The sequence below is a fragment of the Microbacterium testaceum genome, from assembly GCF_020781835.1.
GTDB lineage: Bacteria > Actinomycetota > Actinomycetes > Actinomycetales > Microbacteriaceae > Microbacterium > Microbacterium testaceum_H.
Genome location: NZ_JAJGNJ010000008.1, coordinates 118,609 through 144,482 on the forward strand (window position 1 = coordinate 118,609; position 25,874 = coordinate 144,482).

General features: G+C 68.6%; 26 protein-coding genes. 18 read left to right on the top strand and 8 right to left on the bottom strand.

The window, feature by feature from the left end; all coding sequences use genetic code 11:
- Positions 1-52 precede the first annotated feature (52 nt).
- The 6 genes from LL239_RS12805 (at position 53) to LL239_RS12830 (ending at position 3,796) form a co-directional block, all read left to right on the top strand.
- The gene (locus LL239_RS12805; RefSeq protein WP_228163826.1) at positions 53-736 is read left to right on the top strand and encodes a YggS family pyridoxal phosphate-dependent enzyme; all 684 of its coding nucleotides are present in this window, start codon (positions 53-55) and stop codon (positions 734-736) included.
- Between the two features lie 31 nt (positions 737-767).
- On the top strand, positions 768-1,238 hold the full coding sequence (locus tag LL239_RS12810; protein WP_228163827.1) for a cell division protein SepF: 471 nt from the start codon (positions 768-770) through the stop codon (positions 1,236-1,238).
- A gap of 6 nt (positions 1,239-1,244) precedes the next feature.
- Positions 1,245-1,547 (top strand): YggT family protein, encoded by a 303-nt coding sequence (locus LL239_RS12815; protein ID WP_022877736.1) that lies wholly within the window; start codon positions 1,245-1,247, stop codon positions 1,545-1,547.
- A gap of 121 nt (positions 1,548-1,668) precedes the next feature.
- The gene (locus LL239_RS12820) at positions 1,669-2,280 is read left to right on the top strand and encodes a DivIVA domain-containing protein (protein ID WP_228163828.1); all 612 of its coding nucleotides are present in this window, start codon (positions 1,669-1,671) and stop codon (positions 2,278-2,280) included.
- A gap of 9 nt (positions 2,281-2,289) precedes the next feature.
- Positions 2,290-2,871, top strand: a complete 582-nt coding sequence (lspA, locus tag LL239_RS12825) for a signal peptidase II (protein ID WP_374197634.1) — start codon at positions 2,290-2,292, stop codon at positions 2,869-2,871.
- A gap of 1 nt (position 2,872) precedes the next feature.
- On the top strand, positions 2,873-3,796 hold the full coding sequence (locus tag LL239_RS12830) for an RluA family pseudouridine synthase (RefSeq protein WP_228163829.1): 924 nt from the start codon (positions 2,873-2,875) through the stop codon (positions 3,794-3,796).
- A gap of 17 nt (positions 3,797-3,813) precedes the next feature.
- On the opposite strand, the gene LL239_RS12835 is transcribed toward LL239_RS12830, so the two are convergent.
- A complete protein-coding gene (locus LL239_RS12835; protein ID WP_228163830.1) occupies positions 3,814-4,287 on the bottom strand; it encodes an NUDIX domain-containing protein in 474 nt (157 codons plus the stop codon).
- 99 nt (positions 4,288-4,386) lie between these two features.
- Here LL239_RS12835 and dnaE point away from each other — a divergent pair, with 99 nt between their 5' ends.
- The 5 genes from dnaE to LL239_RS12860 all read left to right on the top strand — a co-directional run bounded on the left by dnaE (position 4,387) and on the right by LL239_RS12860 (position 12,125).
- A complete protein-coding gene (gene dnaE / locus LL239_RS12840; protein WP_374197637.1) occupies positions 4,387-7,851 on the top strand; it encodes a DNA polymerase III subunit alpha in 3,465 nt (1,154 codons plus the stop codon).
- Between the two features lie 97 nt (positions 7,852-7,948).
- Positions 7,949-9,220 carry a hypothetical protein gene (locus LL239_RS12845; protein ID WP_228163832.1) on the top strand — a complete coding sequence of 424 codons (1,272 nt, stop codon included), beginning with the start codon at positions 7,949-7,951 and terminating at the stop codon, positions 9,218-9,220.
- Between the two features lie 63 nt (positions 9,221-9,283).
- Complete coding sequence (hisD, locus tag LL239_RS12850) at positions 9,284-10,585, top strand: histidinol dehydrogenase (protein ID WP_228163833.1); 1,302 nt, start codon at positions 9,284-9,286, stop codon at positions 10,583-10,585.
- A gap of 12 nt (positions 10,586-10,597) precedes the next feature.
- Positions 10,598-11,089 (top strand): transcriptional regulator NrdR, encoded by a 492-nt coding sequence (gene nrdR / locus LL239_RS12855; protein WP_228163834.1) that lies wholly within the window; start codon positions 10,598-10,600, stop codon positions 11,087-11,089.
- A 10-nt stretch (positions 11,090-11,099) separates the two neighbouring features.
- Positions 11,100-12,125: a quinone-dependent dihydroorotate dehydrogenase gene (locus LL239_RS12860; RefSeq protein WP_228163835.1), complete on the top strand. Its 1,026-nt coding sequence runs from the start codon at positions 11,100-11,102 to the stop codon at positions 12,123-12,125.
- Positions 12,126-12,194: 69 nt separating this feature from the next.
- Here LL239_RS12860 and LL239_RS12865 read toward each other — a convergent pair whose 3' ends face one another.
- On the bottom strand, positions 12,195-12,767 hold the full coding sequence (locus LL239_RS12865) for a DUF3043 domain-containing protein (protein ID WP_228163836.1): 573 nt from the start codon (positions 12,765-12,767) through the stop codon (positions 12,195-12,197).
- 46 nt (positions 12,768-12,813) lie between these two features.
- On the opposite strand from LL239_RS12865, the gene LL239_RS12870 reads away from it, so the two are divergent.
- The 6 genes from LL239_RS12870 (at position 12,814) to LL239_RS12895 (ending at position 18,673) form a co-directional block, all read left to right on the top strand.
- Positions 12,814-14,208 (top strand): dipeptidase, encoded by a 1,395-nt coding sequence (locus LL239_RS12870; protein ID WP_228163837.1) that lies wholly within the window; start codon positions 12,814-12,816, stop codon positions 14,206-14,208.
- A gap of 71 nt (positions 14,209-14,279) precedes the next feature.
- Positions 14,280-14,645, top strand: a complete 366-nt coding sequence (gene erpA, locus LL239_RS12875; RefSeq protein WP_228163838.1) for an iron-sulfur cluster insertion protein ErpA — start codon at positions 14,280-14,282, stop codon at positions 14,643-14,645.
- Positions 14,646-14,812: 167 nt separating this feature from the next.
- Complete coding sequence (gene ctaC, locus LL239_RS12880; protein ID WP_228163839.1) at positions 14,813-15,694, top strand: aa3-type cytochrome oxidase subunit II; 882 nt, start codon at positions 14,813-14,815, stop codon at positions 15,692-15,694.
- 2 nt (positions 15,695-15,696) lie between these two features.
- Positions 15,697-17,460, top strand: coding sequence for an aa3-type cytochrome oxidase subunit I (gene ctaD, locus LL239_RS12885; protein WP_228163840.1), 1,764 nt, complete (start codon positions 15,697-15,699; stop codon positions 17,458-17,460).
- A gap of 3 nt (positions 17,461-17,463) precedes the next feature.
- Complete coding sequence (locus LL239_RS12890; RefSeq protein ID WP_228163841.1) at positions 17,464-17,880, top strand: cytochrome c oxidase subunit 4; 417 nt, start codon at positions 17,464-17,466, stop codon at positions 17,878-17,880.
- 16 nt (positions 17,881-17,896) lie between these two features.
- Positions 17,897-18,673 (top strand): PP2C family protein-serine/threonine phosphatase, encoded by a 777-nt coding sequence (locus tag LL239_RS12895; RefSeq protein WP_228163842.1) that lies wholly within the window; start codon positions 17,897-17,899, stop codon positions 18,671-18,673.
- Between the two features lie 17 nt (positions 18,674-18,690).
- Here the strand turns inward: LL239_RS12895 and LL239_RS12900 are convergent, their stop codons facing one another.
- The 6 genes from LL239_RS12900 to ctaE form a co-directional block, all read right to left on the bottom strand.
- Positions 18,691-19,647 (bottom strand): alpha/beta fold hydrolase, encoded by a 957-nt coding sequence (locus LL239_RS12900; RefSeq protein WP_228163843.1) that lies wholly within the window; start codon positions 19,645-19,647, stop codon positions 18,691-18,693.
- 38 nt (positions 19,648-19,685) lie between these two features.
- Positions 19,686-20,093, bottom strand: a complete 408-nt coding sequence (locus LL239_RS12905) for a rhodanese-like domain-containing protein (protein ID WP_228163844.1) — start codon at positions 20,091-20,093, stop codon at positions 19,686-19,688.
- 155 nt (positions 20,094-20,248) lie between these two features.
- A complete protein-coding gene (gene qcrB, locus LL239_RS12910) occupies positions 20,249-22,087 on the bottom strand; it encodes a cytochrome bc1 complex cytochrome b subunit (protein WP_228163845.1) in 1,839 nt (612 codons plus the stop codon).
- Complete coding sequence (gene qcrA, locus LL239_RS12915) at positions 22,084-23,142, bottom strand: cytochrome bc1 complex Rieske iron-sulfur subunit (RefSeq protein WP_228163846.1); 1,059 nt, start codon at positions 23,140-23,142, stop codon at positions 22,084-22,086. The genes qcrB and qcrA overlap by 4 nt, the downstream gene beginning before the upstream one ends.
- Before the next feature lie 38 nt (positions 23,143-23,180).
- Positions 23,181-23,990: a cytochrome bc1 complex diheme cytochrome c subunit gene (gene qcrC / locus LL239_RS12920; RefSeq protein ID WP_228163847.1), complete on the bottom strand. Its 810-nt coding sequence runs from the start codon at positions 23,988-23,990 to the stop codon at positions 23,181-23,183.
- Positions 23,991-24,006: 16 nt separating this feature from the next.
- Positions 24,007-24,642, bottom strand: coding sequence for an aa3-type cytochrome oxidase subunit III (gene ctaE, locus LL239_RS12925; protein ID WP_228163848.1), 636 nt, complete (start codon positions 24,640-24,642; stop codon positions 24,007-24,009).
- Positions 24,643-24,810: 168 nt separating this feature from the next.
- Between ctaE and trpD the strand changes: the two genes are divergently transcribed.
- Positions 24,811-25,872, top strand: a complete 1,062-nt coding sequence (gene trpD, locus LL239_RS12930; RefSeq protein ID WP_228163849.1) for an anthranilate phosphoribosyltransferase — start codon at positions 24,811-24,813, stop codon at positions 25,870-25,872.
- Positions 25,873-25,874: the final 2 nt, after the last annotated feature.

The following is a 25,874-nucleotide window of genomic DNA, read 5'->3' on the forward strand; positions in this document are numbered from 1 at the left end:
GCAGCGGGTCCGGGTCTCCACCGGGCCCGCTGCGTCGTCGAAGGAGAGAAGCATGGATGCCCCCCTCGCCGACCGCCTCGCCGCCGTCGACGCCCGCATCGCCGACGCCGCCCGCCGCGCGGGTCGCGATCCCGCCGATATCACCCGCATCGTGGTGACCAAGTTCCACCCGGTCTCGCTCATCACCGACCTCTATTCGCTCGGCGTGCGCGACGTCGGCGAGAACCGCCAGCAGGAGCTCACGGCCAAGCGCGCGGAGCTCGGCTCCCCGGAGGGGATGCGTTGGCACTTCATCGGCCAGGCGCAGACGAACAAGGCCCGGCCCGTGCGCGCGGCATCCGACGTCGTCCACTCCGTCGATCGACCGCGCATCGCCGACGCTCTGAACGCCGCCGGAGCGGGCGACGTGCTCGACGTGCTCCTCCAGGTGAATCTGACGGACGACCCCGGCCGCGGCGGTGTCTCGCCCGCCGACGTCGAAGCCCTGGCGACGCACGTGCACGGGCTCGACGCGCTGCGAGTGCGCGGGGTCATGGCTGTGGCCCCGCTCGACGAAGAGCCCGCGCGCGCCTTCGAACGCCTGCGCGGCTGCGCCGACGTGGCACGGCGCGTCGTGCCGGACGCGACCTGGATCTCCGCCGGGATGACAGGCGATTTCCCCGAGGCGATCGCCATGGGCGCGACACACCTGCGGATCGGCTCCGCAATCACGGGTCCGCGCCCCTCGCGCGACTAGCCTCGAAACAGACGAGCGAACGGAGGATGCGATGTCGAACCCGCTCAAGAAGACGATGGTGTACCTGGGCCTCGCCGACGAGGAGGAGACCTATGAGGAGACCGCCCCGCAGCCGGTCGCGCGCAAGCAGTCCGTGCAGCCTGCGCCGGTCGAGAAGGCCGCTCCGGTGACCCCGCTGCACCGTCCGGCCGTGGTGCGTCAGCCCGCCGCCGGTCCCGTGAGCGAGATCCTCACGGTGCACCCCAAGCAGTACCGCGACGCGCAGACGATCGCCGAGAATTTCCGCGAGGGGATCCCGGTCATCATCAACCTGTCGCAGATGAGCGACGCCGACGCGCGCCGCTTGATCGATTTCGCGAGCGGTCTGTCGCTCGGTCTCTACGGCCGCATCGAGCGGGTCACGAGCAAGGTCTTCCTGCTCTCGCCCGAGAACATCGCCGTCTCCGGCGACGGTGCGATCGCGCAGGCCGATCCCGAGGCCGCGCCCTTCGCAGCCCAGTAATCGATCGTGGCCGTCCTGAGCCTGGTCGGCTCCATCCTCAGCGCGCTTCTGTTCATCTACATCGTCCTGCTGTTGGCGCGGTTGGTCCTCGAGTACATCCCGATGTTCAACCGTGAATGGCGTCCGCGCGGCGCCATGCTGGTCGTGGCCGAGATCGTCTACACGGTCACGGATCCGCCGATCCGCCTCCTCCGGCGGGTGATTCCGCCCCTGCGGATCGGGGGGATCGCGATCGATTTCGCCTTCGCGATCACGATGTTCGCGTGCTTCCTGCTCCTCAGCGTCACGCGGTCGCTCGCGGCCCTGTGACCCTCGTCTCGCCGCCGCCCTTCGACACCGGAGAAGGGCGGCGGCTATGCTGTTCCGAAGCGGTGTGCCCCGGTGCGACACCCCCCAGTTCCCATTCAGAGCTCTCGAAAGAGGAAACACCATGGCACTGACCCCCGATGACGTCGTCACCAAGCAGTTCCAGCACGTGCGCTTCAAGGAGGGCTTCGACCCGGACGAGGTCGACGACTTCCTCGACGAGATCGTCGTCGAATGGCGCAAGACGATCGCCGAGAACGAAGAGCTGAAGGCCAAGCTCGCCGCCTACGAGTCCGGCGAGGCCCCTGCCGCCGAGACGTCCGAGACCTCCGAGGCCCCGGAGCCCGTCGTCGCCGAGGTGCCGGCCGCCGCTCCCGCCCCGGCCCCCGCCGAGACCGATGCGGCACCTGCGGCGCAGAGCGCCGGCATCATCGAGCTGGCTCAGCGCCTGCACGACGAGCACGTGGCCGAGGGCAAGGCCCAGCGCGACCAGCTCATCTCCGAGGCCCAGGCCCAGGCGGCGTCGATCGTCGCCGAGGCCGAAAAGCAGGGCCGCGAGGAGCGTGCCCGACTCGAGAAGGAGCGCACCACGCTCGAAGGCCGCATCACCGAGTTGCGCAACTTCGAGCGCGACTACCGCTCGCAGCTGCGTTCCTACATCGAGGGTCAGCTCCGCGACCTCGACACCGCCGGTTCGTCGTCGGGCTCGACGCCCGTCTCGGCGATCGGTCTGTAGGCCGACTCTTTGCGCAGTCGGTCTCCTCTGCGTTCGGCGGCGGCCGGCGCCCTCGTCGCGATCCTCGCGGCGATGGTGCTGGCCGCCGACCAGTTGGCCAAGACGATCGCCATCGACAGCCTCCCCCCGGAGCGCGTCGTGCCGGTGATCGGCGAGGCCCTGCAGTTCTATCTCGTCCGTAACCCGGGAGCGGCGTTCTCGCTCGGTGAGGGCGTCACCTGGATCTTCACCATCGCCCTCGCGGCCGTGGCCGGCATCATCGTGTACCTCGCGGTCACCCGCGTGCGCTCGCGCCTCTGGGCCGTCGTGCTCGGGCTGCTCCTGGGCGGCGTCCTCGGCAACCTCACCGACCGACTCCTCCGCGCGCCCGGATTCCCCGTGGGGCACGTCGTGGACTTCATCTCGACACCGTGGATGATGCCCGCGATCTACAACGTGGCGGACATCTTCATCGTGTCGATGATGATCTCCGTCGCCCTCCTCGTCCTCGTCGGCCTCCGGCTCGACGGGACGCGCGAGACGCGTGCCTCCCGCGCGGCCGCGACGTCGAACGACCCGGTCGAGACCTCCGGCGAGCCGGGTAGCCGCTGACATGGACTCCCGCAGTCTGCCCGTTCCCGACGGGCTCGAGGGCGCACGCGTCGATCAGGCCCTGGCCAAGATGCTCGGCTTCTCGCGTACCTTCGCCGCCGAGGTGGCCGATGCCGGGGGCGTGACCGTCGACGGTCGCACGGTCGGGCGTTCAGATCGTCTGCGCGCGGGGACGTGGCTCAGCGTCGAGTGGGAGCCCAAGCGCGACCCGGAGGTGGTTCCGGTCGCGGTGCCCGACCTCGGGATCGTGTGGGACGACGACGACATCGTCGTGGTCGACAAGCCGGCCGGTGTCGCCGCGCACCCGTCGGTGGGGTGGGAAGGTCCCACGGTGCTGGGCGCCCTCGCGGCCGCAGGCTTCCGCATCGCGACGAGCGGTGCGGCCGAGCGCCGGGGGATCGTGCATCGCCTCGACGTCGGCACGAGCGGGCTCATGGTCGTGGCCAAGACGGAGCGGGCGTACACCTTGCTCAAGGCGGCGTTCAAGGACCGCACGGTCGACAAGGTGTACCACGCCGTGGTCCAGGGGCACCCCGATCCGCTCGCCGGGACGATCGACGCGCCGATCGGGCGGCATCCCCACCACTCGTGGAAGTTCGCCGTCACTCCGGACGGCAAGGACTCGGTGACGCACTACGAGACCCTCGAGGCGTTCCCCCGGGCGTCGCTGCTGGAGATCCATCTCGAGACGGGCCGGACGCATCAGATCCGCGTCCACATGGCCGCGCACCGGCATCCGTGCGCGGGGGATCCGCTGTACGGCGCCGACCCCACGCTCTCCGCGCGTCTCGGGCTCACGCGCCAGTGGCTGCACGCCCACCGCCTCGCCTTCGCGCATCCGGCGACGGGGGAGTGGGCCAGCTTCGAGTCGCCCTACCCGCCCGACCTGCAGCACGCGCTCGACGTGCTGCGCGACGGCGTCTGACCCCCGCGCACGTCCTCTCAGCGGCCGCCTTCGAACCTCGTCGGTCCCTCGGTGAGGGCCGCGCGCACCCGCGCCGCCATATCGGCATCCAGGGTCTGATCGACCGCGGAGATCGGATGCCACCCGACCTCGGTCATCTCGCCGTCGACCGGCTCCGGGTCGCCGTCGACCCACGCGCACGCGAAGGTCAGATCGAGGTAGTCGCTCTGGTCGCCGTTGGCGTAGGTGACGCGGGGGATCTGATGCACCCACGCGAGGCGCTCGACGCGGATGCGCACCCCCGCCTCCTCCTCGGCCTCGCGGACGGCGGCATCCGCCGGTTCCTCGCCCGGGTCGACGATGCCCGTGATCGGGGTGAGGTGACCGTTGTCGCTCCGGCGCCCCAGGAGCAGGTCGTCGCCGCGGACGATGACGGCGGTCACCCCGACGAGGGGGAGCGGGCTGGTGCCGACGTGGCGGCGCAGTTCCAGGACGAAGTCGGGAGTCGGCACGCGCCCACGCTAACCCAGGTCGATGTCGGGGGAGGAACGTACACTCGACGGGTGGCAGCAGACTCCTTCGTTCACCTTCACGTGCACAGCGAGTACTCGATGCTCGACGGCGCCGCGCGCATCGGTCCGATGGTGCAGGAGGCGGTCAAACTGGGCATGCCGGCGATCGCGGTCACCGATCACGGCAACACCTTCGCCGCCTTCGAGTTCTACAAGACGGCGAAGGATGCCGGGATCAAACCGATCATCGGCATCGAGGCCTACGTCACGCCCGGGACCCATCGATCCGACAAGTCGCGCGTGCGCTGGGGCACTCCCGAGCAGAGCGATGACGACGTGTCAGGTGCCGGTGCCTACACCCACATGACCCTGCTCTCGCAGACCACGGAGGGCATGCACAACCTCTTCCGCCTGTCGTCCAAGGCGAGCATGGAGGGGTATTACTTCAAGCCCCGCATGGACCGCGAGTTGCTCGAGAAGTACGGCAAGGGGCTCATCGCCACGACGGGCTGCCCGTCCGGCGAGGTGCAGACCCGCCTCCGCCTCGGCCAGTACGACGCGGCCAAGGCCGCGGCGGCGGAGTTCCAGGACATCTTCGGCAAAGAGAACTACTTCGCCGAGATCATGGACCACGGTCTGTCGATCGAGCGACGGGTCATGACCGATCTGCTGCGGATCGCCAAAGAGCTCGACATCCCGCTGGTCGCGACCAACGACCTGCATTACACCCACCAACATGACGCGACCAGTCACGCCGCACTCCTGTGCGTCCAGTCCGGATCGACCCTCGACGACCCCAAGCGCTTCAAGTTCGACGGCGACGGCTACTACGTCAAGTCGGCCGCCGAGATGCGGCAGGTGTTCCGCGACCACCCCGAGGCGTGCGACAACACGCTGCTGATCGCCGAGCGGTGCGAGGTGGAGTTCAACACCTCCGCCAACTACATGCCGCGCTTCCCCGTCCCCCCGGGAGAGACCGAAGACAGCTGGCTGGTCAAGGAGGTCGAGAACGGTCTGCGCGATCGCTACCCCGACGGCATCCCCGACGCGGTCCGGAAGCAGGCCGAGTACGAGACCGGCGTGATCCTGCAGATGGGGTTCCCGGGCTACTTCCTGGTGGTCGCGGACTTCATCAACTGGGCCAAGGACCACGGCATCCGGGTCGGCCCCGGGCGCGGCTCCGGTGCGGGCTCGATGGTGGCTTACGCGATGAAGATCACCGACCTCGACCCCCTGCAGCACGGTCTGATCTTCGAGCGCTTCCTCAACCCCGACCGCGTCTCGATGCCCGACTTCGACGTCGACTTCGACGATCGTCGTCGCGGCGAGGTCATCCAGTACGTCACGGAGAAGTACGGCGATGAGCGCGTGGCGCAGATCGTCACGTACGGCACGATCAAGGCGAAGCAGGCCCTGAAGGACGCCGGCCGCGTCCTGGGTTTCCCCTTCAGCATGGGCGAGAAGCTCACCAAGGCCATGCCCCCCGCGGTCATGGGCAAGGACATGCCGCTGGACGGCATGTTCAACCCCGAGCACCCGCGGTACAAGGAGGCGAGCGAATTCCGCACGCTGATCGAGACCGACCCCGAGGCCAAGACGGTGTTCGACACCGCGCTCGGGCTCGAGAACCTCAAGCGCCAGTGGGGCGTGCACGCCGCCGGCGTCATCATGTCCAGCGAACCGCTGATCGACATCATCCCGATCATGCGGCGCGAGCAGGACGGCCAGATCGTCACGCAGTTCGACTACCCCGCCTGCGAGTCCCTCGGCTTGATCAAGATGGACTTCCTCGGGCTGCGCAACCTCACGATCATCAACGACGCCCTCGACAACATCGAGGCCAACCGCGGCCACCCGCTGGTCCTGGAAGACCTCGCGCTCGACGACGCGGCCTCGTACGAGCTGCTGTCCCGCGGAGACACCCTGGGCGTCTTCCAGCTCGACGGCGGACCGATGCGTTCGCTGCTGCGCCTCATGCGCCCCGACAACTTCGAGGACATCTCGGCGGTGCTCGCCCTCTACCGCCCCGGGCCGATGGGCGTGAACTCGCACATCAACTACGCCCTGCGCAAGAACAAGCAGCAGGAGATCGAGCCGATCCATCCCGAGCTCGAGGAGCCGCTGGCCGACATCCTCGACACCACGTACGGCCTGATCGTCTACCAGGAGCAGGTCATGGCCGTTGCCCAGCGCGTGGCCGGCTACACGCTCGGCCAGGCCGACCTGCTGCGTCGCGCCATGGGCAAGAAGAAGAAGTCCGAGCTCGACAAGCAGAAGGAGATCTTCTTCGGCGGTATGACAGAGCGCGGATTCTCCGACGAGGCCCAGCAGACGCTGTGGAAGGTCCTGGAGTCCTTCGCCGACTACGCGTTCAACAAGGCGCACACCGCCGCGTACGGGCTCGTCTCCTACTGGACGGCCTACCTGAAGGCCCACTATCCCGCCGAGTACATGGCGGCGCTGCTCACGAGCGTCGGCGACTCGAAAGACAAGATGGCGGTGTACCTCAACGAGTGCCGCCGGATGGGCATCCGGGTGCTGCCGCCCGACGTGAACGAGTCGATCCGGTTCTTCGCGGCCGTCGGCGAGGACATCCGCTTCGGTCTCGGGGCGGTCCGCAACGTCGGCACCAACGTCGTCGACGGGATCGTGGCCGCCCGTCAGGATGCCAAATACACCTCGTTCCACGACTTCCTCTCCAAGGTTCCGCTGCACGTCGCGAACAAGCGCACGGTCGAATCCCTGATCAAGGCCGGGGCCTTCGACTCCCTGGGCTCGACGCGGCGCGCCCTCGTGGAGATCCATGAGGACGCGTGCGAGGGCGCCGTCCTCGACAAGCGTCGCGAGGCCAACGGCGAGGTGGGGTTCGACTTCGACTCGCTGTGGGACGAGCCCCAGCAGGTGGCGAAGGTGCCCGAACGCCCCGAGTGGACGAAGAAGGACAAGCTCGCGTTCGAACGCGAGATGCTGGGCCTCTACGTCTCCGACCACCCGCTGGCGGGGCTCGAAGTGCCACTGGCCAAGCACGCGTCCACGTCGATCCACGACCTGCTCGCCTCCGACGACGTGCAGGACGGCGACCAGGTGACGGTGGCAGGGCTCCTCACCAGCGTGCAGCACCGGGTCGCCAAGCAGAGCGGAAACCCGTACGGCATGGTCACCGTCGAGGATTTCAACGGCGAGGTGACCGTGATGTTCATGGGCAAGACATACGCCGAGTTCGCGCCGGTGCTGCAGGCCGACTCCATCCTCGTCGTGCGCGGTCGCGTGTCGCGGCGAGACGACGGCCTCAACCTGCACGCCCAGTCCGCGTTCGCCCCCGACCTCGAGGGATTCGACGCGCTCAGCGGTCTGACGCTCGTCGTTCCGGAGCAGCGGGCGAACGAGACACTCGTAGGCGAGCTCGCCCAGATGCTCCGGCGTCATGCGGGCGACACGGAGGTGACTCTCAAGTTGCACAAAGGAGGGACCGCCAAGGTCTTCGAGGTGCCTATGCCTGTGCGGGTGACCGCTGATCTGTTCGGAGAGCTCAAGGGACTCCTCGGCCCCAACTGCCTGGGCTGAGCTCAGGGACGCGTTGTCAACCCGGGGCGCACCCCGAGGCGACGCGGCAGTCTCACAGTGATGACGGGCGCCGCGGCGCCCGAACGAAAGGACCATCGTGACCGATCGCTACGACGACCCGACCACGCGAAGCGCTGACCCGGCGGCGGGCGACGACTCCGCCCGGCGGACGGACGCGCCCGCGTCCGCGGACGACCGGGATGTCGCCACGGACCAGCACGGTGCGCGCTCGACCGCGGACAGCGGCGAACTCGACCGCGACGCAGACGACGCCGTCGCCTCGGGACAGCACATCGATGCCCGGTCCCACGTCAATGCGCGTCGATCGACGCACACCGAACTGCCCGAACTGCGCGACCGCGCCGCGGAGGACGCGTCGCCCCGCGACGTCGACGCCCCGCAGTACGGCGTCGGACCGTTCTCGGTTCGCGAGGTCGCGTTGCTCGGCATCTGGGCGGTGACCTTCCTGGTGTCCTTCTTCCCACTGAACAACCTGCCCGCCAACGTGCGCGTGCTCGGGGGCGGCACCAACGTCTGGCTCTCGGGGCTCTGGTGGATCCCGACCGTCGCCTTGCCCACCGTCGCTGTCGGTCTGCTCGCACTCCGCCGCCTGTCCCCGCAGGGTATCCGCCGGGTCGGATCGCTCGGCATCGACCAGTTCGCGTCGGTGGCGTTCTCCGTGTCCGCTCTGGTGTGGGTCTCGTGGGTGTGGGACACCGTGTCGGTGGCGGCAGAGACCGGGATCTGGACGCGGACGTGGGTCGTCTGGGTCGGAGCGTTGCTGGCGCTCGCGGACGTCGTCCTGACGGTGTTCGCGCCGATCATCCCGCCCTTCGAGCAGGACTTCCAGGGTCGGCCCGAGGCCCCCGCCCACCGCAATGCGCGGCCGGTGCGCGCCGTCGTCCCGCGTCCGGCACGTCCCCGTCCGGTGCGGACCGCGCCGGCTGCGGCGGCGGCGGCCCACGAGCACGAGAACGACCACGCTGCGACCGCGGAGCACGGCTCGGTCCCCGGCAGCTACACCGGTTCCACCGATCTGCCTCACTCCGCACACGCGGAGCCGGTCACCTCGGTCCTCCCGGCCCACGGCGACACGCACGACACCGACGTGATCGCCGCCGGCGGCGGCACGGCATTCGCGGACTCCACGGCGGAGCACGAGGCACCGCGTCACCCGCACCCCCAGGCCTTCTGGGCGCTCGCGCCCACCGAGCGCGATGTCGTCGATGACTACGGCACACCGATCTTCCGGATCGGACCGACCGCGTGGGCGCTCGTGATCGAGGACCGCGGCGAGACCTTCGTCATCCGACACGACGACGGCCGCATCGGCTACCTGCACGACATCGACGGAGTGACGCGCGGCTGAACGCCGCCCGTGAGCCGCCCGCCCCGCGGTGGGCGGCTCACCGCCGACCGGTAGCCTGGAGGAATGCTCCGCACCATCGATCTGCGCGGCCGCGTGCTCTCGCCGGCCGAATTCCTCGCTGTCGTGCCCCGGGCCGATGCGGCCCGCGACGAGGCGCTGGCCACCGCCGCACGCATCGTCGACGACGTCGCCCGGCGGGGCGAAGAGGCGCTGCGCGAGCAGGCGGCGACGTTCGACCGCGTGAGCGATCACGCCATCGCGGTCCCCGCCGCCCACCTCGACGAGGCTCTCGCCGACCTCGATCCCGGCATCCGCGCCGCGCTGGACGAGGCCATTCGACGCGTACGGATCGCTTCGGCCGCTCAGGTGCCCGCACCGGCGGTGACCGAGCTCGGTCCCGGTGCGCGAGTCACGCAGCGGTGGCAGCCGGTCCGCAGGGTCGGTCTGTACGTGCCGGGCGGCAAGGCCGTCTACCCCTCGAGCGTCGTGATGAACGTCGTCCCGGCGCAGGTCGCGGGGGTACGCGAGGTCGCGCTGGCCTCGCCTCCGCAGGCCGACTTCGGTGGACGTGTGCACCCCGTCATCCTCGCCGCCGCGAGGCTGCTGGGGGTGACCGAGGTGTACGCGATGGGCGGGGCCGGGGCCATCGGCGCCTTCGCGTCCGGTGTCCCCTCGCTCGGCCTCCACCCGGTCGACGTCGTCACCGGGCCGGGCAACAACTTCGTCGCGTCCGCCAAACGCGCGGTCGCCGGTCGCGTCGGCACCGACTCGGAAGCCGGGGCGACCGAGATCCTCGTCGTCGCCGACGCCACCGCCGACGCGGCGCTGGTCGCGGCCGACCTCGTCAGTCAGGCCGAGCACGACGAGCAGGCCTCAGCCGTCCTCGTCACCGATGCCCCCGATCTGGCCGACGCCGTCCGAGAAGCGCTCGAGCCGCGCGTCGCCGCGACGCGGCACTCGGAGCGCGTGCGTGCCGCGTTCGCCGGGCCGCAGTCCGCGATCGTGCTGGTCGACGACATCGGGCAGGCCACGGCGTTCAGCAACGCCTATGCGCCCGAGCACCTCGAGCTCCACCTCGCCGATCCCCGGCCGGAGGACTACGTCAACGCCGGAGCGGTGTTCGTCGGTCCGTACACGCCGGTCAGTCTCGGCGACTACCTCGCCGGCAGCAACCACGTCCTGCCCACCGGCGGGCAGGCGCGGTACTCCGCCGGACTGTCGGCCGCGACGTTCCTGCGCCCGCAGCAGGTCGTCGAGTACGACCGCGACGCTCTCGCCGCGGTGCACGCGTCCATCGTCACGCTCGCCGAGGCCGAGGCCCTGCCTGCCCACGGTGAGGCCGTCACGGCGCGCTTCGCCGACTGATCGGGGTCTTCCATGCATTGTCCGTTCTGCCGCAACCCCGACTCGCGCGTCATCGACTCCCGCACGAGCGATGACGGGCTCAGCATCCGGCGCCGCCGTCAGTGCCCGAAGTGCGGCGGACGGTTCTCGACCGTGGAGACGGCGAGCCTGAACGTCATCAAGCGTTCCGGTGTCGTCGAACCGTTCAGCCGCGAGAAGGTCATGTCGGGCGTGCGGAAGGCCTGTCAAGGGCGCCCGGTGACGGATGCCGATCTGGCGATGCTCGCGCAGCAGGTCGAGGAGACGATCCGGCAGACGGGCTCGTCGCAGATCGAGGCCAACGAGATCGGCCTGTCGATCCTGGGGCCGTTGCGCGAGCTCGACGAGGTGGCGTACCTGAGATTCGCGAGCGTCTACCAGGCCTTCGAGTCGCTCGATGACTTCGACGCGGCGATCGCGCAACTGCGCGCCGACCACGCCGCGCGGGAGGCGGCCGCGCCCGTCGGGATCGACGACGTCCAGTAGCCTGGCCGAGATGTATCCCCTTCTCTTCCGCTCGGTCCTGAGTCGCCTCGATCCCGAGTTCGCTCATCATCTGGGCGCCCTCGTCATCCGTGTCGCGGGCGTGGGTCCGGTGGCATCCGTGGTCCGGGCGGCGACCGCGCCGGCCCCGTCGTCGAGGGTGCAGGCGCTCGGCCTGACCTTCGACTCACCGTTCGGCGTCGCCGCGGGATTCGACAAGAACGTCACGATGGTGCGGGGCCTCGGGGCCCTCGGCTTCGGGCATGTCGAGGTGGGGACGGTCACGGCGCTGCCGCAGCCGGGCAATCCGAAGCCGCGGCTGTTCCGCCTGGTGGCCGACCGTGCGGTGATCAATCGGATGGGGTTCAACAACAACGGTGCCGAGGTCGCCGCGCGCCGGCTCCGTGCGCTGCGCCGCTCCCGCCGTCGTCCTGTCGTGGGAGTCAACATCGGCAAGAGCCGGGCGGTGGCCGTCGAGGACGCGACGACCGATTATGTCCGCAGTGCGCGGCTGCTGGCCCCCCTGGCCGACTATCTCGTCGTGAACGTATCGTCGCCGAACACGCCGGGTCTCCGAGGCCTACAAGCCGTGGAGACTCTGCGTCCGCTCCTCACCGCCGTGCGCGAGGCCGCGGGGACGACACCGCTGCTGGTGAAGATCGCGCCCGATCTCGCCGACGACGAGGTGGGGGACATCGCCCGACTCGCCGTCGACGTCGGACTCGCGGGCATCATCGCCACCAACACCACGATCGCACGCGAGGGATTGCGCACGTCGACCGCAACCGTCGAGGCCGCGGGTGCCGGCGGTCTCTCTGGTGCGCCGCTGAAGCGGCGTGCGCTCCAGGTGCTCGACCTCGTGCGTGCCGCCGTCCCTGCGGACTTCGCCGTCATCTCGGCCGGGGGAGTGGAGACCGCCGACGACGTGCGCGAGCGGCTCGCGCACGGCGCCACGCTCGTGCAGGGCTACACCGCCTTCCTGTACCGCGGGCCGCTGTGGGCGCGGCAGATCAATCGCTGTCTCGCTGCGCGTTCCTGATACGGTCTCCGCCGACAAAGCGACGGCGGCGCGTCCCGAAGGACACGCCGCCGTCGGAGCGGGAGCGGATCACGCGGGGTGTTGACCGCGCTTGACCTGTGGCTTGGGCAGGCGCATGAACCGCATCTGCACGGTACGCATCGCGGCGTACCAGCCGAGGCCCTTCTCGACCTTGCCGTCGCCGAACTTCGCCTTCGCGGCGCGCTTGACGCGGATCGAGGTGATGATCATGTCGCCGATGACGAAGAGGATGAAGATCCACAGCGCCACGAACGACCAGTACTGGAAGAAGCCGTTCGGTACGAGGGTCATGACGATCACGAGGATCATGAAAGGCATGACGCCCTCACCGAGATGCCATCCCGCGTCGACGAAGTCGCGCGCGAACCGGCGCTGCGGACCTTTGTCTCGTACCGGGAGATAGCGCTCATCTCCGGCGGCCATGCCGACGCGCGCCTTCTCGCGCTGCGCCGCGAGCTCGGCGCGCGCGCGGGCCTTGGCCTCCTTCGTGTCGGGCACGAGGGGTCGCTTGCGCGCTGCCTCCTGCTCGGCCCGGGACGGCGTCGCCCGGCCCTTGCCCGCAGCGGTGACATCCGGCGCGACGGGGGTGTCGTTGGGGACGGGGGCAGGGGACTTGGCCACGGGTAACCTCGAGAGCTCGCTGGATCGGAGACTTAAGATTACCCGCATGACCCCTGACCTGTCTCGGCAGGATGCCGTGCGCGCCACCGCGTCCGACGGCATCCCCGCAGCCCTCGCCGACCTCGGTGCGCTCGTGCGCATCCCCTCCATCGCCTGGCCCGCGTTCGACCAGTCCGGAGTGGCGCGCAGCGCCGACGCCGTCGCGGATCTGCTGCGCGGCACGGGCGTCTTCGAGCGCGTCGAGGTGGCGCGTGCCGCGATCCCCGGTACCGACGAGTGGGGACAGCCCGCGGTGCTGGCGTCCCGCCCCGCCCGCAACGGGCGACCGACCGTGCTGCTGTATGCGCACCACGACGTGCAGCCGCCCGGCGACGAGGCGCTGTGGGACTCCCCGCCGTTCGAACCCACGGTTCGTGACGGCCGCCTGTACGGGCGTGGGGCCGCCGACGACAAGGCCGGCATCATGGTGCACGTCGGAGCGATCCGCGCCCTCGCGGACGCCCTCGGCGACGACCTCGACCTGGGCATCGCGGTGTTCATCGAGGGCGAGGAGGAGTACGGCTCGCGTTCGTTCGCGCAGTTTCTCGTCGACCACGCCGATGTGCTGCGCTCCGACGTGATCGTCGTGGCCGATTCGGGCAACTGGGACGAGAAGACCCCCGGGCTGACCGTCTCGTTGCGCGGCAACGCGCGCTTCACCTTGACCGTCCGCACTCTCGCCCACGCCTCGCACTCGGGGATGATGGGCGGCGCGGTCCCGGATGCCATGCTCGCGACGGTGAAGCTCCTGGCGACGCTGTGGGACGACGAGGGAGCCGTCGCGGTCGAGGGGCTCGCGATGCGCGACGCCGAGACCCCGCCCTACGACGAGGAGACCCTCCGCGCCGAGTCGGGCCTGCTCGAGGGCGTGTCGCCGATCGGGCGCGACAGCATCCTCAGCCGGCTGTGGAACAAGCCGTCGGTGACCATCACCGGCTGGGATGCCACGCCGGTCGAGTCGGCATCCAACACCCTGGCCCCGCAGACCCGCGTCGTCATCAGCGCGCGCGTCGCGCCCGGGCAGTCGGCCGAGGAGGCGTTCGCAGCGATCGAGGCGCACCTGCGCGCGCACGCTCCCTTCGGTGCGCACCTCGAGTTCAGCGACATCGACTGCGGCGACGCCTTCCTCGTGGACACCGGGGGATGGGCGGTCGAGGACGCGCGCGCGGCCTTCGCCGACGGCTACGGCGTGGATGCGGTCGACGTCGGCGTGGGCGGGTCGATCCCGTTCATCGCCGATCTGGTGCGCGAGTTCCCCGGCGCGCAGATCCTGGTCACCGGCGTGGAGGATCCGCACGCTCGCGCTCACAGCCCGAACGAGTCGCTGCACCTGGAGACCTTCCGCAACGCGCTCGTCTCGGAGGCGCTGCTCCTGGAACGTCTGAACCGCCGCACCATCTGATCGAGGCCACGGGGGCGAGGCGGGCGTAGAATCGTCTCGTCCCCGCGACCAACGACCCGAAGGGCCACGCCATGACCGACACGACACTGTCGCCCGACGCCGTCACCCGCGAGCACGGAGTCGCCCTGACCGACGCCGCCGCCGAGAAGGTGAAGAGCCTGCTGTCCCAGGAGGGCCGCGACGACCTGCGTCTGCGCGTCGCCGTGCAGCCGGGCGGATGCTCGGGCCTGATCTACCAGCTCTACTTCGATGAGCGTTACCTCGACGGCGACAAGGTCGCCGACTTCGATGGTGTGGAGGTCATCGTCGACGACATGAGCGTGCCGTACCTCGACGGTGCGAGCATCGATTTCAAGGACACGATCTCGGAGCAGGGCTTCACGATCGACAACCCCAACGCGCAGGGCTCCTGCGCCTGCGGCGACAGCTTCCACTGACGCCGCCACGACGCTTCGGCGCCGAATCCGACGACCCCCGGCACACGCGGATCACACCGCGGAAACCGGGGGTTTTCGATGCTTCGGTGCTGGACGAATGGCCAGAGAACCGTAAGAGGTTGCTCTAGACTGTCGAGAGCAACATCCACGACCCGGAAAGGTGCACTGTGCCCTCCAAACGTCGCCTTCGTTGGGCAGCCGTCCCCGTCGGGATCGCTTCCGTCGCACTTCTCTCCGGCTGCACCACGTCGCAGCTGCACGGATTCCTTCCCGGATTCGTCGACGACGGAACGCCCGCGACGAACCACACCGACATGGTCGCCGGTCTGTGGGTCAACTCGTGGATCGTGCTCCTCGCCGTCGGCGTCATCACGTGGGGCCTCATGCTGTGGGCCGTCATCGCCTATCGCCGTCGCAAGGGCCAGTCGGGGCTGCCGGTGCAGCTGCGCTACAACATGCCGGTCGAGATCTTCTACACGGTCGTGCCGCTGATCCTCGTGGTGGGCTTCTTCGCCTTCACCGCCCGCGACCAGAACACCCTCGAGACGCAGTACGAGAACCCCGACGTCTCGATCACGGCCTACGGCAAGCAGTGGGCGTGGGACTTCCAGTACAACGGTGAGCGCGAGGACAACTCCGACGCGGTCTACTCGATGGGCGTCCAGGCCACGGCCACCGACGACGGCTACGACCTCGAGGACGTTCCGACGCTGTACCTTCCCGTCAACAAGACCGTGCAGATCGAGCTCCGCTCCCGCGACGTGATCCACTCTTTCTGGATCATCGACTTCCTGTACAAGAAAGACATGTACCTCGGACGCGAGAACTACTGGTCGTTCACTCCGACCCGTGAGGGTACGTACGAGGGCAAGTGCGCCGAGCTGTGCGGTGAGTACCACTCCGCCATGCTGTTCAACGTCAAGGTCGTGAGCGAGGCCGAGTACGAGGACTACCTCGACTCGCTGCGCGCGGCGGGTGACGTCGGCGACATCAGTGATCTGTCCCGCCTGCAGAACCTCAGCACGGCCGGCACCGAAGGGAACGAGTGATCATGGCCACGACGCTTCCGCTCCAGGGAACGGGCCCCTCGCGCCCGACGACCCTGCCGCCCCGCCAGGCCGCTCTGCTGAGCAGCACGCGTGTCGAGCAGAAGGGCAACCTGGTCGTCAAGTGGATCACCTCCACCGACCACAAGACCATCGGGTACATGTACCTGATCTCGTCCGTGCTGTTCTTCATGCTCGGCGGCGTGATGGCGCTCATCATCCGCGCCGAACTGTTCGAGCCCGGGATGCAGATCATCCCGACGAAAGAGCAGTACAACCAGCTGTTCACGATGCACGGCACGATCATGCTGCTCATGTTCGCGACGCCGCTGTTCGCGGGCTTCGCCAACGCGCTGCTGCCGCTGCAGATCGGGGCGCCCGACGTGGCGTTCCCGCGTCTGAACGCCTTCGCCTTCTGGCTGTTCCTCTTCGGCTCGACCATCGCCGTCTCGGGCTTCCTCACCCCGCAGGGTGCCGCCGGATTCGGATGGTTCGCCTACCAGCCGCTCGCCAACGCCAGCTTCTCGCCCGGCGTGGGTGGCAACCTCTGGATGCTCGGTCTCGGCATCAGCGGTTTCGGCACGATCCTGGGTGCCGTCAACTTCATCACGACGGTGCTGACGATGCGCGCCCCCGGCATGACGATGTGGCGGATGCCGATCTTCTCGTGGAACACCCTCATCACGAGCATCCTGATCCTGCTGGCCTTCCCTGTGCTCGCTGCGGCGATCTTCGCCGCTGCCGCCGACCGCGTCCTGGGTGCACAGATCTACAACCCCGAGAACGGCGGTGTGCTGCTGTGGCAGCACCTGTTCTGGTTCTTCGGGCACCCCGAGGTGTACATCATCGCGCTGCCGTTCTTCGGCATCGTGTCCGAGATCTTCCCGGTCTTCAGCCGCAAGCCGATCTTCGGGTACAAGACGCTCGTCTACGCCACGATCGCGATCGCCGCCCTGTCGGTGGCGGTGTGGGCCCACCACATGTACGTCACGGGCGGTGTGCTCCTGCCGTTCTTCGCGCTCATGACGATGCTGATCGCGGTGCCCACGGGTGTGAAGATCTTCAACTGGATCGGCACGCTCTGGCGCGGTTCCGTGACCTTCGAGACGCCGATGGTGTTCGCCTTGGGCTTCCTCGTGTCGTTCGTGTTCGGTGGCCTGACCGGAGTGATCCTCGCGTCGCCCCCGCTCGACTTCCACCTGTCCGACTCCTACTTCGTGGTGGCGCACTTCCACTACGTGGTGTTCGGGACGGTGGTGTTCGCGATGTTCGCCGGGTTCTACTTCTGGTGGCCGAAGTGGACCGGGAAGATGCTGAACGAGCGTCTGGGCATGGTGCACTTCTGGATGCTGTTCGTCGGCTTCCACATGACCTTCCTCATCCAGCACTGGCTGGGCGTCGACGGCATGGTTCGTCGTTACGCGGACTACGCCGCCGCGGATGGCTTCACGTGGGGCAACCAGGTCTCCACCGTCGGATCGATGATCCTCGGGGCCTCGATGATCCCGTTCCTCCTGAATGTCTGGATCACGGCCCGGAAAGCGCCGCGCGTGACGGTCGACGACCCGTGGGGCTACGGCGCGTCGCTGGAGTGGGCGACGTCGTGCCCGCCGCCCCGCCACAATTTCACGTCGATCCCGCGCATCCGTAGCGAGCGCCCCGCGTTCGACCTGAACCACCCCGAGGCCGGTCTTCCGGTCGGAGTGGGACCGGCGAAGGACGCTCCGGACGCTCCCGTCGTCGACGCGGCCGCTGGAGAGGTGAAGTAACTCATGCGTACCAATGTCGGACTCTGGTGGCTCCTCGCGGGCTTCGGCTTCTTCATCGCCGCGGTGTACACCGTCTGGAGCCTCATCCAGCACGGCGGCGTCGAGTGGGTCGGAACGGTGGCTCTGGTCTTCCTTGGCCTGATGTCGGCGATGATCGCCTTCTACATCTCGCGCGTGCTCAAAGCGCAGCGCGGTGAGCTTCCCGAGGACTCGCTGACGGCCGACATCGACGACGGCGACCCCGAGATGGGTGAGTTCAGCCCCTGGTCGTGGTGGCCCATCGTCCTGGCTGGGTCGGCGGCGATCGCCGCGATCGGTCTGGCCGTCGGCAGCTGGCTCGTCCCCGTTGCCTTCGGCATCTTCGTGATCGCCATCGTCGGCTGGGTCTACGAGTACTACCGCGGGTACTTCGCGCGCTGATCTCGTGCCGCTACGGTTGAATACGGCCGCCGTCTCGGACGCCGGCGCCCACCGTCCCACCAACCAGGACGCCGCTTTCGCGGCGTCCTGGGGTGCGGCGGTGGCTGACGGTGTCGGGGGAGGACCGTCGGGAGATCTGGCCTCTGCAGCGCTCGTCCACCGTCTCGTCGCAACCCGGGGGACCGGGCTGGATGCGGACGGATTGCTCGTGCGGGTACGAGAAGCCAACTGGGACATTCGAGCCCACGTCGAGCGCGACCCCGCTCTCGAGGGGATGGCGACGACCTTCACGGGTGTTTTCCTCGGTACGGAGTCCGAGTTGTTGCTCGCACATACGGGTGACTCGCGTGCCTATCTGCTCCGCGACGGCGAGTTCTCTCGGCAGACGCGCGACGACTCGTACGTACAGGCACTGGTGGATCACGGCATCATCTCGCCGGAAGCGGCAGCCGCGCACCCGCGTCGCAACATCATCACCGCCTCGCTCGCGGGATCCGAGGGCGATGTCGTCTCGGTGGCCACCCATGCGGCGCAGCCGGGGGACCGGTGGGTCCTGTGCAGCGATGGACTCACCGACTACGTTCCCGAGTCCGACGTCGCTCGCCTCGTCGCGCGGGCCGACGACCCTCGATCTGCCGCCGCAGAGGCCGTCGGACTGGCCCTGCAAGCGGGGACGCGCGACAACGTCACTGTTGTCGTGTGCGATGTCGTCGACGACGATGCTCCGTCGTCCCCGCCCATCTTCTTCGGCTCGGCGGCCCGCTGGTTCACTGAGGACGTCGAGACCGCCTGACGGATCGGGCTCTCGTCTCAGCTGGCTTGCGCGCCACGGGCGAACCCGTCGATCGCCTCCGTGGCGAGATGGGCGCTGGTGGGCCCGCCATGGCCGTCTTCTTCGACGACTTCGAGTCGGCTTCCCGGCCACGCTCGTTGGAGCTGCCACGCGGTGACGACCGGTCCACTGATGTCACGCCGTCCATGCACGAGCACCCCGGGGATGCCTGCCAGTTCGTGTGCCCGGGACAAGACCGCGTGCTCTCCCGGCAGGAAGCAGTCTCGAGCCCAGTAGTGGGTCACGAGGGTGGCGAAGTTCAGCCGATGGTGTGGATCCGCGTGCAGAGGCCCGGGGGTGGCCAGCGGACCCAGGGACACATGCGTCGCCTCCCACGCGTCCCACCGCTCCGCGGCATCCCGTCGCACGTCGGCGTCGGCGTCACGGAGCAGGCGGGCGTACCCCTCGATCGTTCGCTCATCGGATCGCAGCGGGGCGCGGAGGCGTTCATGGGCTTCCGGGAACACCGGTCGCATCCCGTCCGTGATCCAGTCGATCTCCCACCGCCCGCCTGTCGTCACGGCGAGATTCACGATCTCGGTCACGCGCGTGGGATGCTCCAGAGCGTAGGCGAGCGCGAGCGTCGACCCCCAGGACACTCCGTGCAGAAGCCACGCTTGGATACCCAGGTGTGCGCGCAGCGCCTCCAGATCATCGATGAGATGACCCATCGTCTGCGCGGCAAGGCTGTCGAGGTCCTCGCACGCCCAGGGCGTGCTGCGGCCACAGCCGCGCTGATCGAGTCCGACGATGAGGTGCAGGTCGGGATCGAAGTGCCGTCGATAGCCGCCGCGACCGAGCCCCCCGCCTGGCCCGCCGTGTAAGTACAGCGCGGGACGACCGCGGGGGTTGCCCGACATCTCCCAGTACAGGCGTGCTCCGTCGGGACGATCGAGGAAGCCGGACGAGAACGGCTCGAGGGGAGGGTGCACCACCGAGGCAGTTTACGTCAGCGCTCGCGCGCCGGCCGGTGTCAGTGACGGACGACCATCACCGTCGGGTCGAACACGCGCTCGCACGGCCCTTCGTCGTTCTCGTAGGGTTGCCCCTCGCGTACCCAGTACTCGTACCCGCCGATCATCTCGCGCACCGAGAACCCGAGCCGGGCGAACTCGAGAGCTCCTTTCTGGCCGGCGTTGCATCCGGGGCTCCAGCAGTAGACGACGACGGGAACCTGGGCGTCCAGCTCGCGCGGCGCCCGCTCAGCGATCTGCCGGTAGGGCATGTGGATCGCTCCGGTGATGCGGCCCTGAGCCCAGGCCTCGTCCCCGCGCACGTCCACGAGGACGAAACGGTCGCCCGCCTTCTGCGCGGCATACACGTCGGAGGGGTCGGTCTCGAAGGCGAGCCGGCGGGAGAAGTACTCTGCGGGGTCGGTCATGGCTTCACCATAGACGCGACGATCGTCGCGGGGCGCCACGAAGAGTGCCACCGCTCGCCGGCATCCTGCCAATCCGTCCGACGCGCGTCCGGGCTCCGCTCCGAAAACGAGGGAACCCCGGCGCCGAAGCACCGGGGTTCCCTCGAGTGGCGGAACTACTCGCCTTTGTCCGTGCGGCCGTCGGTCTGCTCGCCCAGGCCCTTGGGGGCGGGGAACTCGACCTCGGCGCGTTCTCCGACGGCCATGTGCGGGCGCCCCTCGGCGTCGGCGCGGGCGTTGGCTCCCGCGATCTCGTCGGCCTCTTCGTGGTCGACGTGATCGAGCTCGTGGTGCTGGTGGGCCACCGCGGCGTCGAGCTCGGCCTGCGTGAGCGGCGTGAGGCGGTCTTCGAAGAACCACCGCGAGATCGATGCGCGGAAGTTCTGGTGCCACGGGATCTGGCCCTTGGCGTTCGGACGGACCACGAGGGGCTCGTAGGTCTCGTTGTCGACCAGCTTCCAGCGCTCGTACTCGTCCACCGGCTGGTGGACTTCGATGTACTCGCCGCCGGGGAGGCGGACGATACGGCCCGACTCGTAGCCGTGCAGCGCGATCTCGCGGTCCTTCTTCTGCAAGGCGATGCAGATGCGCTTGGTGACGAAGTAGGCGATGATCGGCCCGAGGATGAGCAGCGCCTGCAGGGCGTGGATGACGCCCTCCATCGTGAGGTGGAAGTGCGTGGCCATGATGTCCGACGATGCGGCAGCCCACATGACCGCGTAGAACGTCACACCGGCGGCGCCGATCGCCGTGCGGGTGGCGGCGTTGCGCGGACGCTGTGCGATGTGGTGCTCGCGCTTGTCGCCGGTGATCCACGCCTCGATGAAGGGGTAGATCATGACGATGACGATGAACAGGCCCAGGACGCCGACGGGGATGATGATGTTCCACGACCACGTGTGGCCCCAGAGCACGAATTCGAGGTGCGGCGGGATCAGACGCAGCATGCCGTCGGCGAAGCCGATGTACCAGTCGGGCTGCGTTCCGGCGGACACCGGGGAGGGGTCGTACGGACCGTAGTTCCAGATCGGGTTGATCGTCACGAGCGCGGCGATCAGCACGATCACGCCGAAGGTGATGAAGAAGAAGCCGCCCATCTTGGACGCGTACACCGGGAGCATGGGATAGCCCACGACGTTGCTGTTCGTACGGGCCGGCCCCGCGAACTGCGTGTGCTTGTTGATGATCATCAACATGAGGTGCACCGCGAGCAGCGCCACGAGGATCGCGGGCAGCAGCAGGATGTGCAGCGTGTAAAGGCGTCCGACGATCGCGGTACCGGGGAACTCGCCGCCGAAGAGGAGGAACGAGGTCCACGTGCCGATCACGGGGAGACCCTTGATCATGCCGTCGATGATGCGCAGGCCGTTGCCCGAGAGCAGGTCGTCGGGGAGCGAGTAGCCCGTGAAGCCCTCTGCCATCGCGAGGATGAAGAGGATGAAGCCGACGACCCAGTTCAGCTCGCGCGGCTTGCGGAAGGCGCCGGTGAAGAAGACGCGGAGCATGTGCACACCGATGCCGGCCACGAAGACGAGGGCGGCCCAGTGATGGATCTGGCGGACCAGCAGGCCGCCGCGCAGGTCGAACGAGATGTGCAGCGCGGACTCCATGGCCGCCGACATCGCGATGCCGCGCATGGGCTCGTAGGCGCCGTTGTAGTGCGTCTCGACCATGGACGCCTGGAAGAAGAACGTCAGGAACGTGCCCGAAAGGAGCACGACGACGAAGCTCCACAGCGCGATCTCGCCGAGCATGAACGACCAGTGGTCCGGGAAGATCTTGCGACCGAGCTCCTTGACGATGCCCGAGATGCTCGTGCGCTCATCCAGGTAGTTCGCTGCGGCACCGACGAACCGGCCACCCAGGGGCTTGCCGTTGAGGTCGGCCTTGGGCGGGCCCGAGTAGACCGCCGGTTCGGTGGTCACGTTCTCCGTGGGGTGGGTGGCGGTGCTCATGAGCGCTCCCAGAAGCTGGGGCCGACGGGCTCCTGGAAGTCACTCTGCGCGACGAGGTAGCCCTCGGCGTCGACGGTGATCGGGAGCTGCGGCAGGGGACGGGCAGCCGGGCCGAAGATGACGGCCGCTCCGTTGGCGACGTCGAACTGCGACTGGTGGCAGGGGCACAGGAGGTGGTGGGTCTGCTGTTCGTACAGAGCCACGGGGCAGCCCACGTGGGTGCAGACCTTGGAGTACGCGACGATGCCGTCGTACGTCCAGTCCATGCGGTTGGTCTCGGGGTTCAGCTGCTCGGGCTGCAGGCGCATGAGCAGGACGATCGCCTTCGCCTTCTCTTCGAGGTAGCCCTCGTCGTGACCGACGCCCGCGAGCTCCTCCGGGATCACGTGGAAGGCGGATCCGAGCGTGACATCGGCCGCGCGGATCGGTCGACCCGAGGGGTCGTGCGCGAGGCGCATGCCGCCCTCCCACATCGTGTGGCTGAGCAGCGTCACCGGGTCCTGATCCTGCGGAGCGAGACCGCGGAAGAGCGTGATCCCGGGGATCACGGAGGCGAGGAGCGCCGCGAAGAGCGAGTTGCGGATGACCTCGCGCCGACCGAAGCCGGAGTCCTTGTCGGCCTCGACGAAGACGTTGACCGCGCCCTCACGCGTGGTGTCACGACCGCGCGTGGCGTGGCGATCCTCGATGTGCTCCTTGTCGGCCATGACCGACTTCGACCAGTGGATCGCGCCGATGCCGATCGCCAGCAGGGCGAAGGCGATGCCCAGCCCGATGAACAGGTTGTTGTAGCGGATGTCGATCAGCGCGCCCGACTCGATCGGGAAGATCATGTAGGCGATGCTCGCCCAGATGCTCGCCGCGACCGAGAAGTAGAACAGGGTGTAGACCGTGCGGACCGCACGCTTCATCGCCTGGGGGTCCTGGTCGGTCATGCGCTGGCGGTGCCCCGGGAGACCGGGGTTCTGCACGGGGTCGGGAACCGCGACGGCGAGCCCGGAGCCGGGCTTCCATGAAGCCCTCTCGTGCTCGAGTGCGTCTTCCTCGTGTGCCATGGTGCTCCTCGTACGTTACGTAATGTCGATGACGACGATCAGTTGGACTTCGCCGTGATCCACACGGTGAGCGCGATGAGCGCTCCGATGCCGAAGATCCAGATGAACAGACCCTCCGAGACCGGACCGAGCGATCCGAGCGCGAAGCCGCCGGGGGACTCGGACTTCTGAAGGAACATCAGGTACGAGATGACGTCGCGCTTGTCTTCGGGCGTGAGGTTGAGGTCGTTGAAGACCGGCATGTTCTGCGGGCCCGTGACCATCGCCGCGTACATGTTGACCGGGGTCACCTCGTGGAGACCGGGGGCCCACTTGCCCTCGGTGAGGGCTCCGCCGGCACCGGCCACGTTGTGGCACATGGCGCAGTTGATGCGGAAGAGCTCGGCACCGTGCGAGAGGTCGCCCTCTCCGTCGACGACATCCGCCGCCGGGTACGTGGGTCCGGGAGCCGCGGACTGCACGTACGCGGCGATCGCGTTGATCTGCTCATCCGTGAACTGCACGGGCTTCTGCGGAGCCTGGGGGCCCTGGGCCTGGAGCGGCATGCGCCCGGTCGACACCTGGAAGTGGACCGAGAGCTCGCCGACGCCGAACAGCGACGGCCCCTGCTGGCTGCCCTGCAGGTCGAGACCGTGGCAGGTGGCGCAGTTGGCCTGGAAGAGCTTCTCTCCCTCTTCGACCGAGCTGGCCGAGTTGGAGGCGCTCGTGGGGGTGTCGGTGGCGGCCATCGCGGCCGACGCGCCCGCGTAGATGCCGCCCGTGAGCAGCAGACCGATACCGATCAGCGCAGCGGCGGCCAGGGGACTGCGGCGTCCGTGGGAGCGACGCGGCTTCTTCTCTCGTGCCATGTGGAGTGCAGCTCTCTTACTTCAGGAAGTAGATGACGAAGAACAGCGCGATCCAGACGACGTCGACGAAGTGCCAGTAGTAGGACACGACGATCGAGGTGGTCATCTCTTTGCGACCAAAGTTCTTCACGGCGTATGCGCGGCCGATGACGAGCAGGAAGGCGATGAGGCCACCCGTCACGTGCAGGGCGTGGAAGCCGGTGGTCAGGTAGAAGGCCGAAGCGTAGGGGTTGGCGCTGATGGGCAAGCCTTCGGCCACCAGGGTCGCGTACTCCCACACCTGACCCGACACGAAGATCGCGCCGAGGATGAAGGTGAGGTAGAACCACTCCACCATTCCCCACTTGGCCAGTCCGGTGCGCTTGCCCGTGCGGTACGGCTGGTACCGCTCGGCGGCGAACACGCCCATCTGGCACGTGACCGACGACAGCACGAGGATGATCGTGTTGACGGTCGCGAAGGGGACGTTGAGCAGCTGCGTCTCTTCGGCCCAGAGGGGCGCGGACGTGCTGCGCAAGGTGAAGTAGATCGCGAACAGGCCGGCGAAGAACATGACTTCGCTGCCCAGCCACACGATGGTGCCGACAGCGACCGGGTCGGGCCGCTTCACGGCACGCACGGCCTGGGAATACGTCGCAGGGGTCGTCACCATCCCATTATGCGCGATCCGACGGCGCGATATTCCCATCTCCGGCTGGAGATATTCCATCGTCGAGACTTAGGGAAGCCTAAGAATCTGCGAGGAATCCCCGGTGCGGAACGGGTTCCCGAGCCGGCGCCGGGACGTGGCGCGACACCTCGTGTGTGGAAGGATCGTGGCATGGCGGAACGCTTCACCTGGCCCGATCTGCTCACCTCGCTGCTCCAGGGCCGCGACCTCAGCGTGTCGGAGTCGACATGGGCGATGCGCTGCATCATGTCGGGCGAGGCGACGCCCTCCCAGCTGGCGGGGTTCCTCGTCGCGCTGCGGGCCAAGGGCGAGACGGTCGAGGAGATCGTGGGCTTCCGCGACGCCATCCTCGAGGCCGCTGTCCCGCTGCCCGTCCGGGCCGAGGTGCTCGACATCGTCGGCACCGGCGGAGACCGCTACGGCACGGTGAACGTCTCGACGATGGCGGCGGTCGTCGCTGCGGCATCCGGTGTCCCCGTCGTCAAGCACGGCAACCGTGCCGCCAGCTCGGCGTCGGGGTCGTCGGACGTGCTGTCATCGCTCGGGATCGCGCTCACGCTCGACCCGCAGGCCGTCGCCGACACGCTCGAGCGCACCGGCATCACGTTCGCGTTCGCCGCCGCTTTTCACCCGGGATTCCGCCATGCGGCGGCCACGCGCTCCGAGCTGGGCGTGCCGACGGTCTTCAACTTCCTCGGGCCGCTCTGCAACCCCGCCCGTGCCGAGGCCAACGCCGTGGGCGTCGCCCACCTCGACCGCGTCCCGCTCATCACGGGCGTGTTCCGTACGCGCGGCGCGACGGCGCTGGTGTTCCGCGGCGACGACGGCCTCGACGAGCTGACCACGACCGGGCACAGCCGCCTCTGGGAGATCAGCCGCGGCGACGTCCACGAGCACGATCTGGATCCTCGGGATCTCGGCATCCCGCTGGCCGACATCGACGATCTGCTCGGCGGCACACCCGCTCACAACGCCGAGGTGGTGCGGCGGACGCTGGCGGGCGAGACGGGAGCGGTGCGGGACATCGTGCTCCTGAACGCCGCGGCGGGCCTGGTGTCGTACCGGTTGTTCCAGGATGCCGCGGAGGTGCAGCGGCCGATCCTGGAGCGTCTGGCCGAGGCGATGTCCGACGCGGCCTCGGCCGTCGACGACGGTCGCGCGCTCGCCAAGCTCGACGACTGGGTGGCGACCACTCGCGAGCTGGCGGGCTGAGC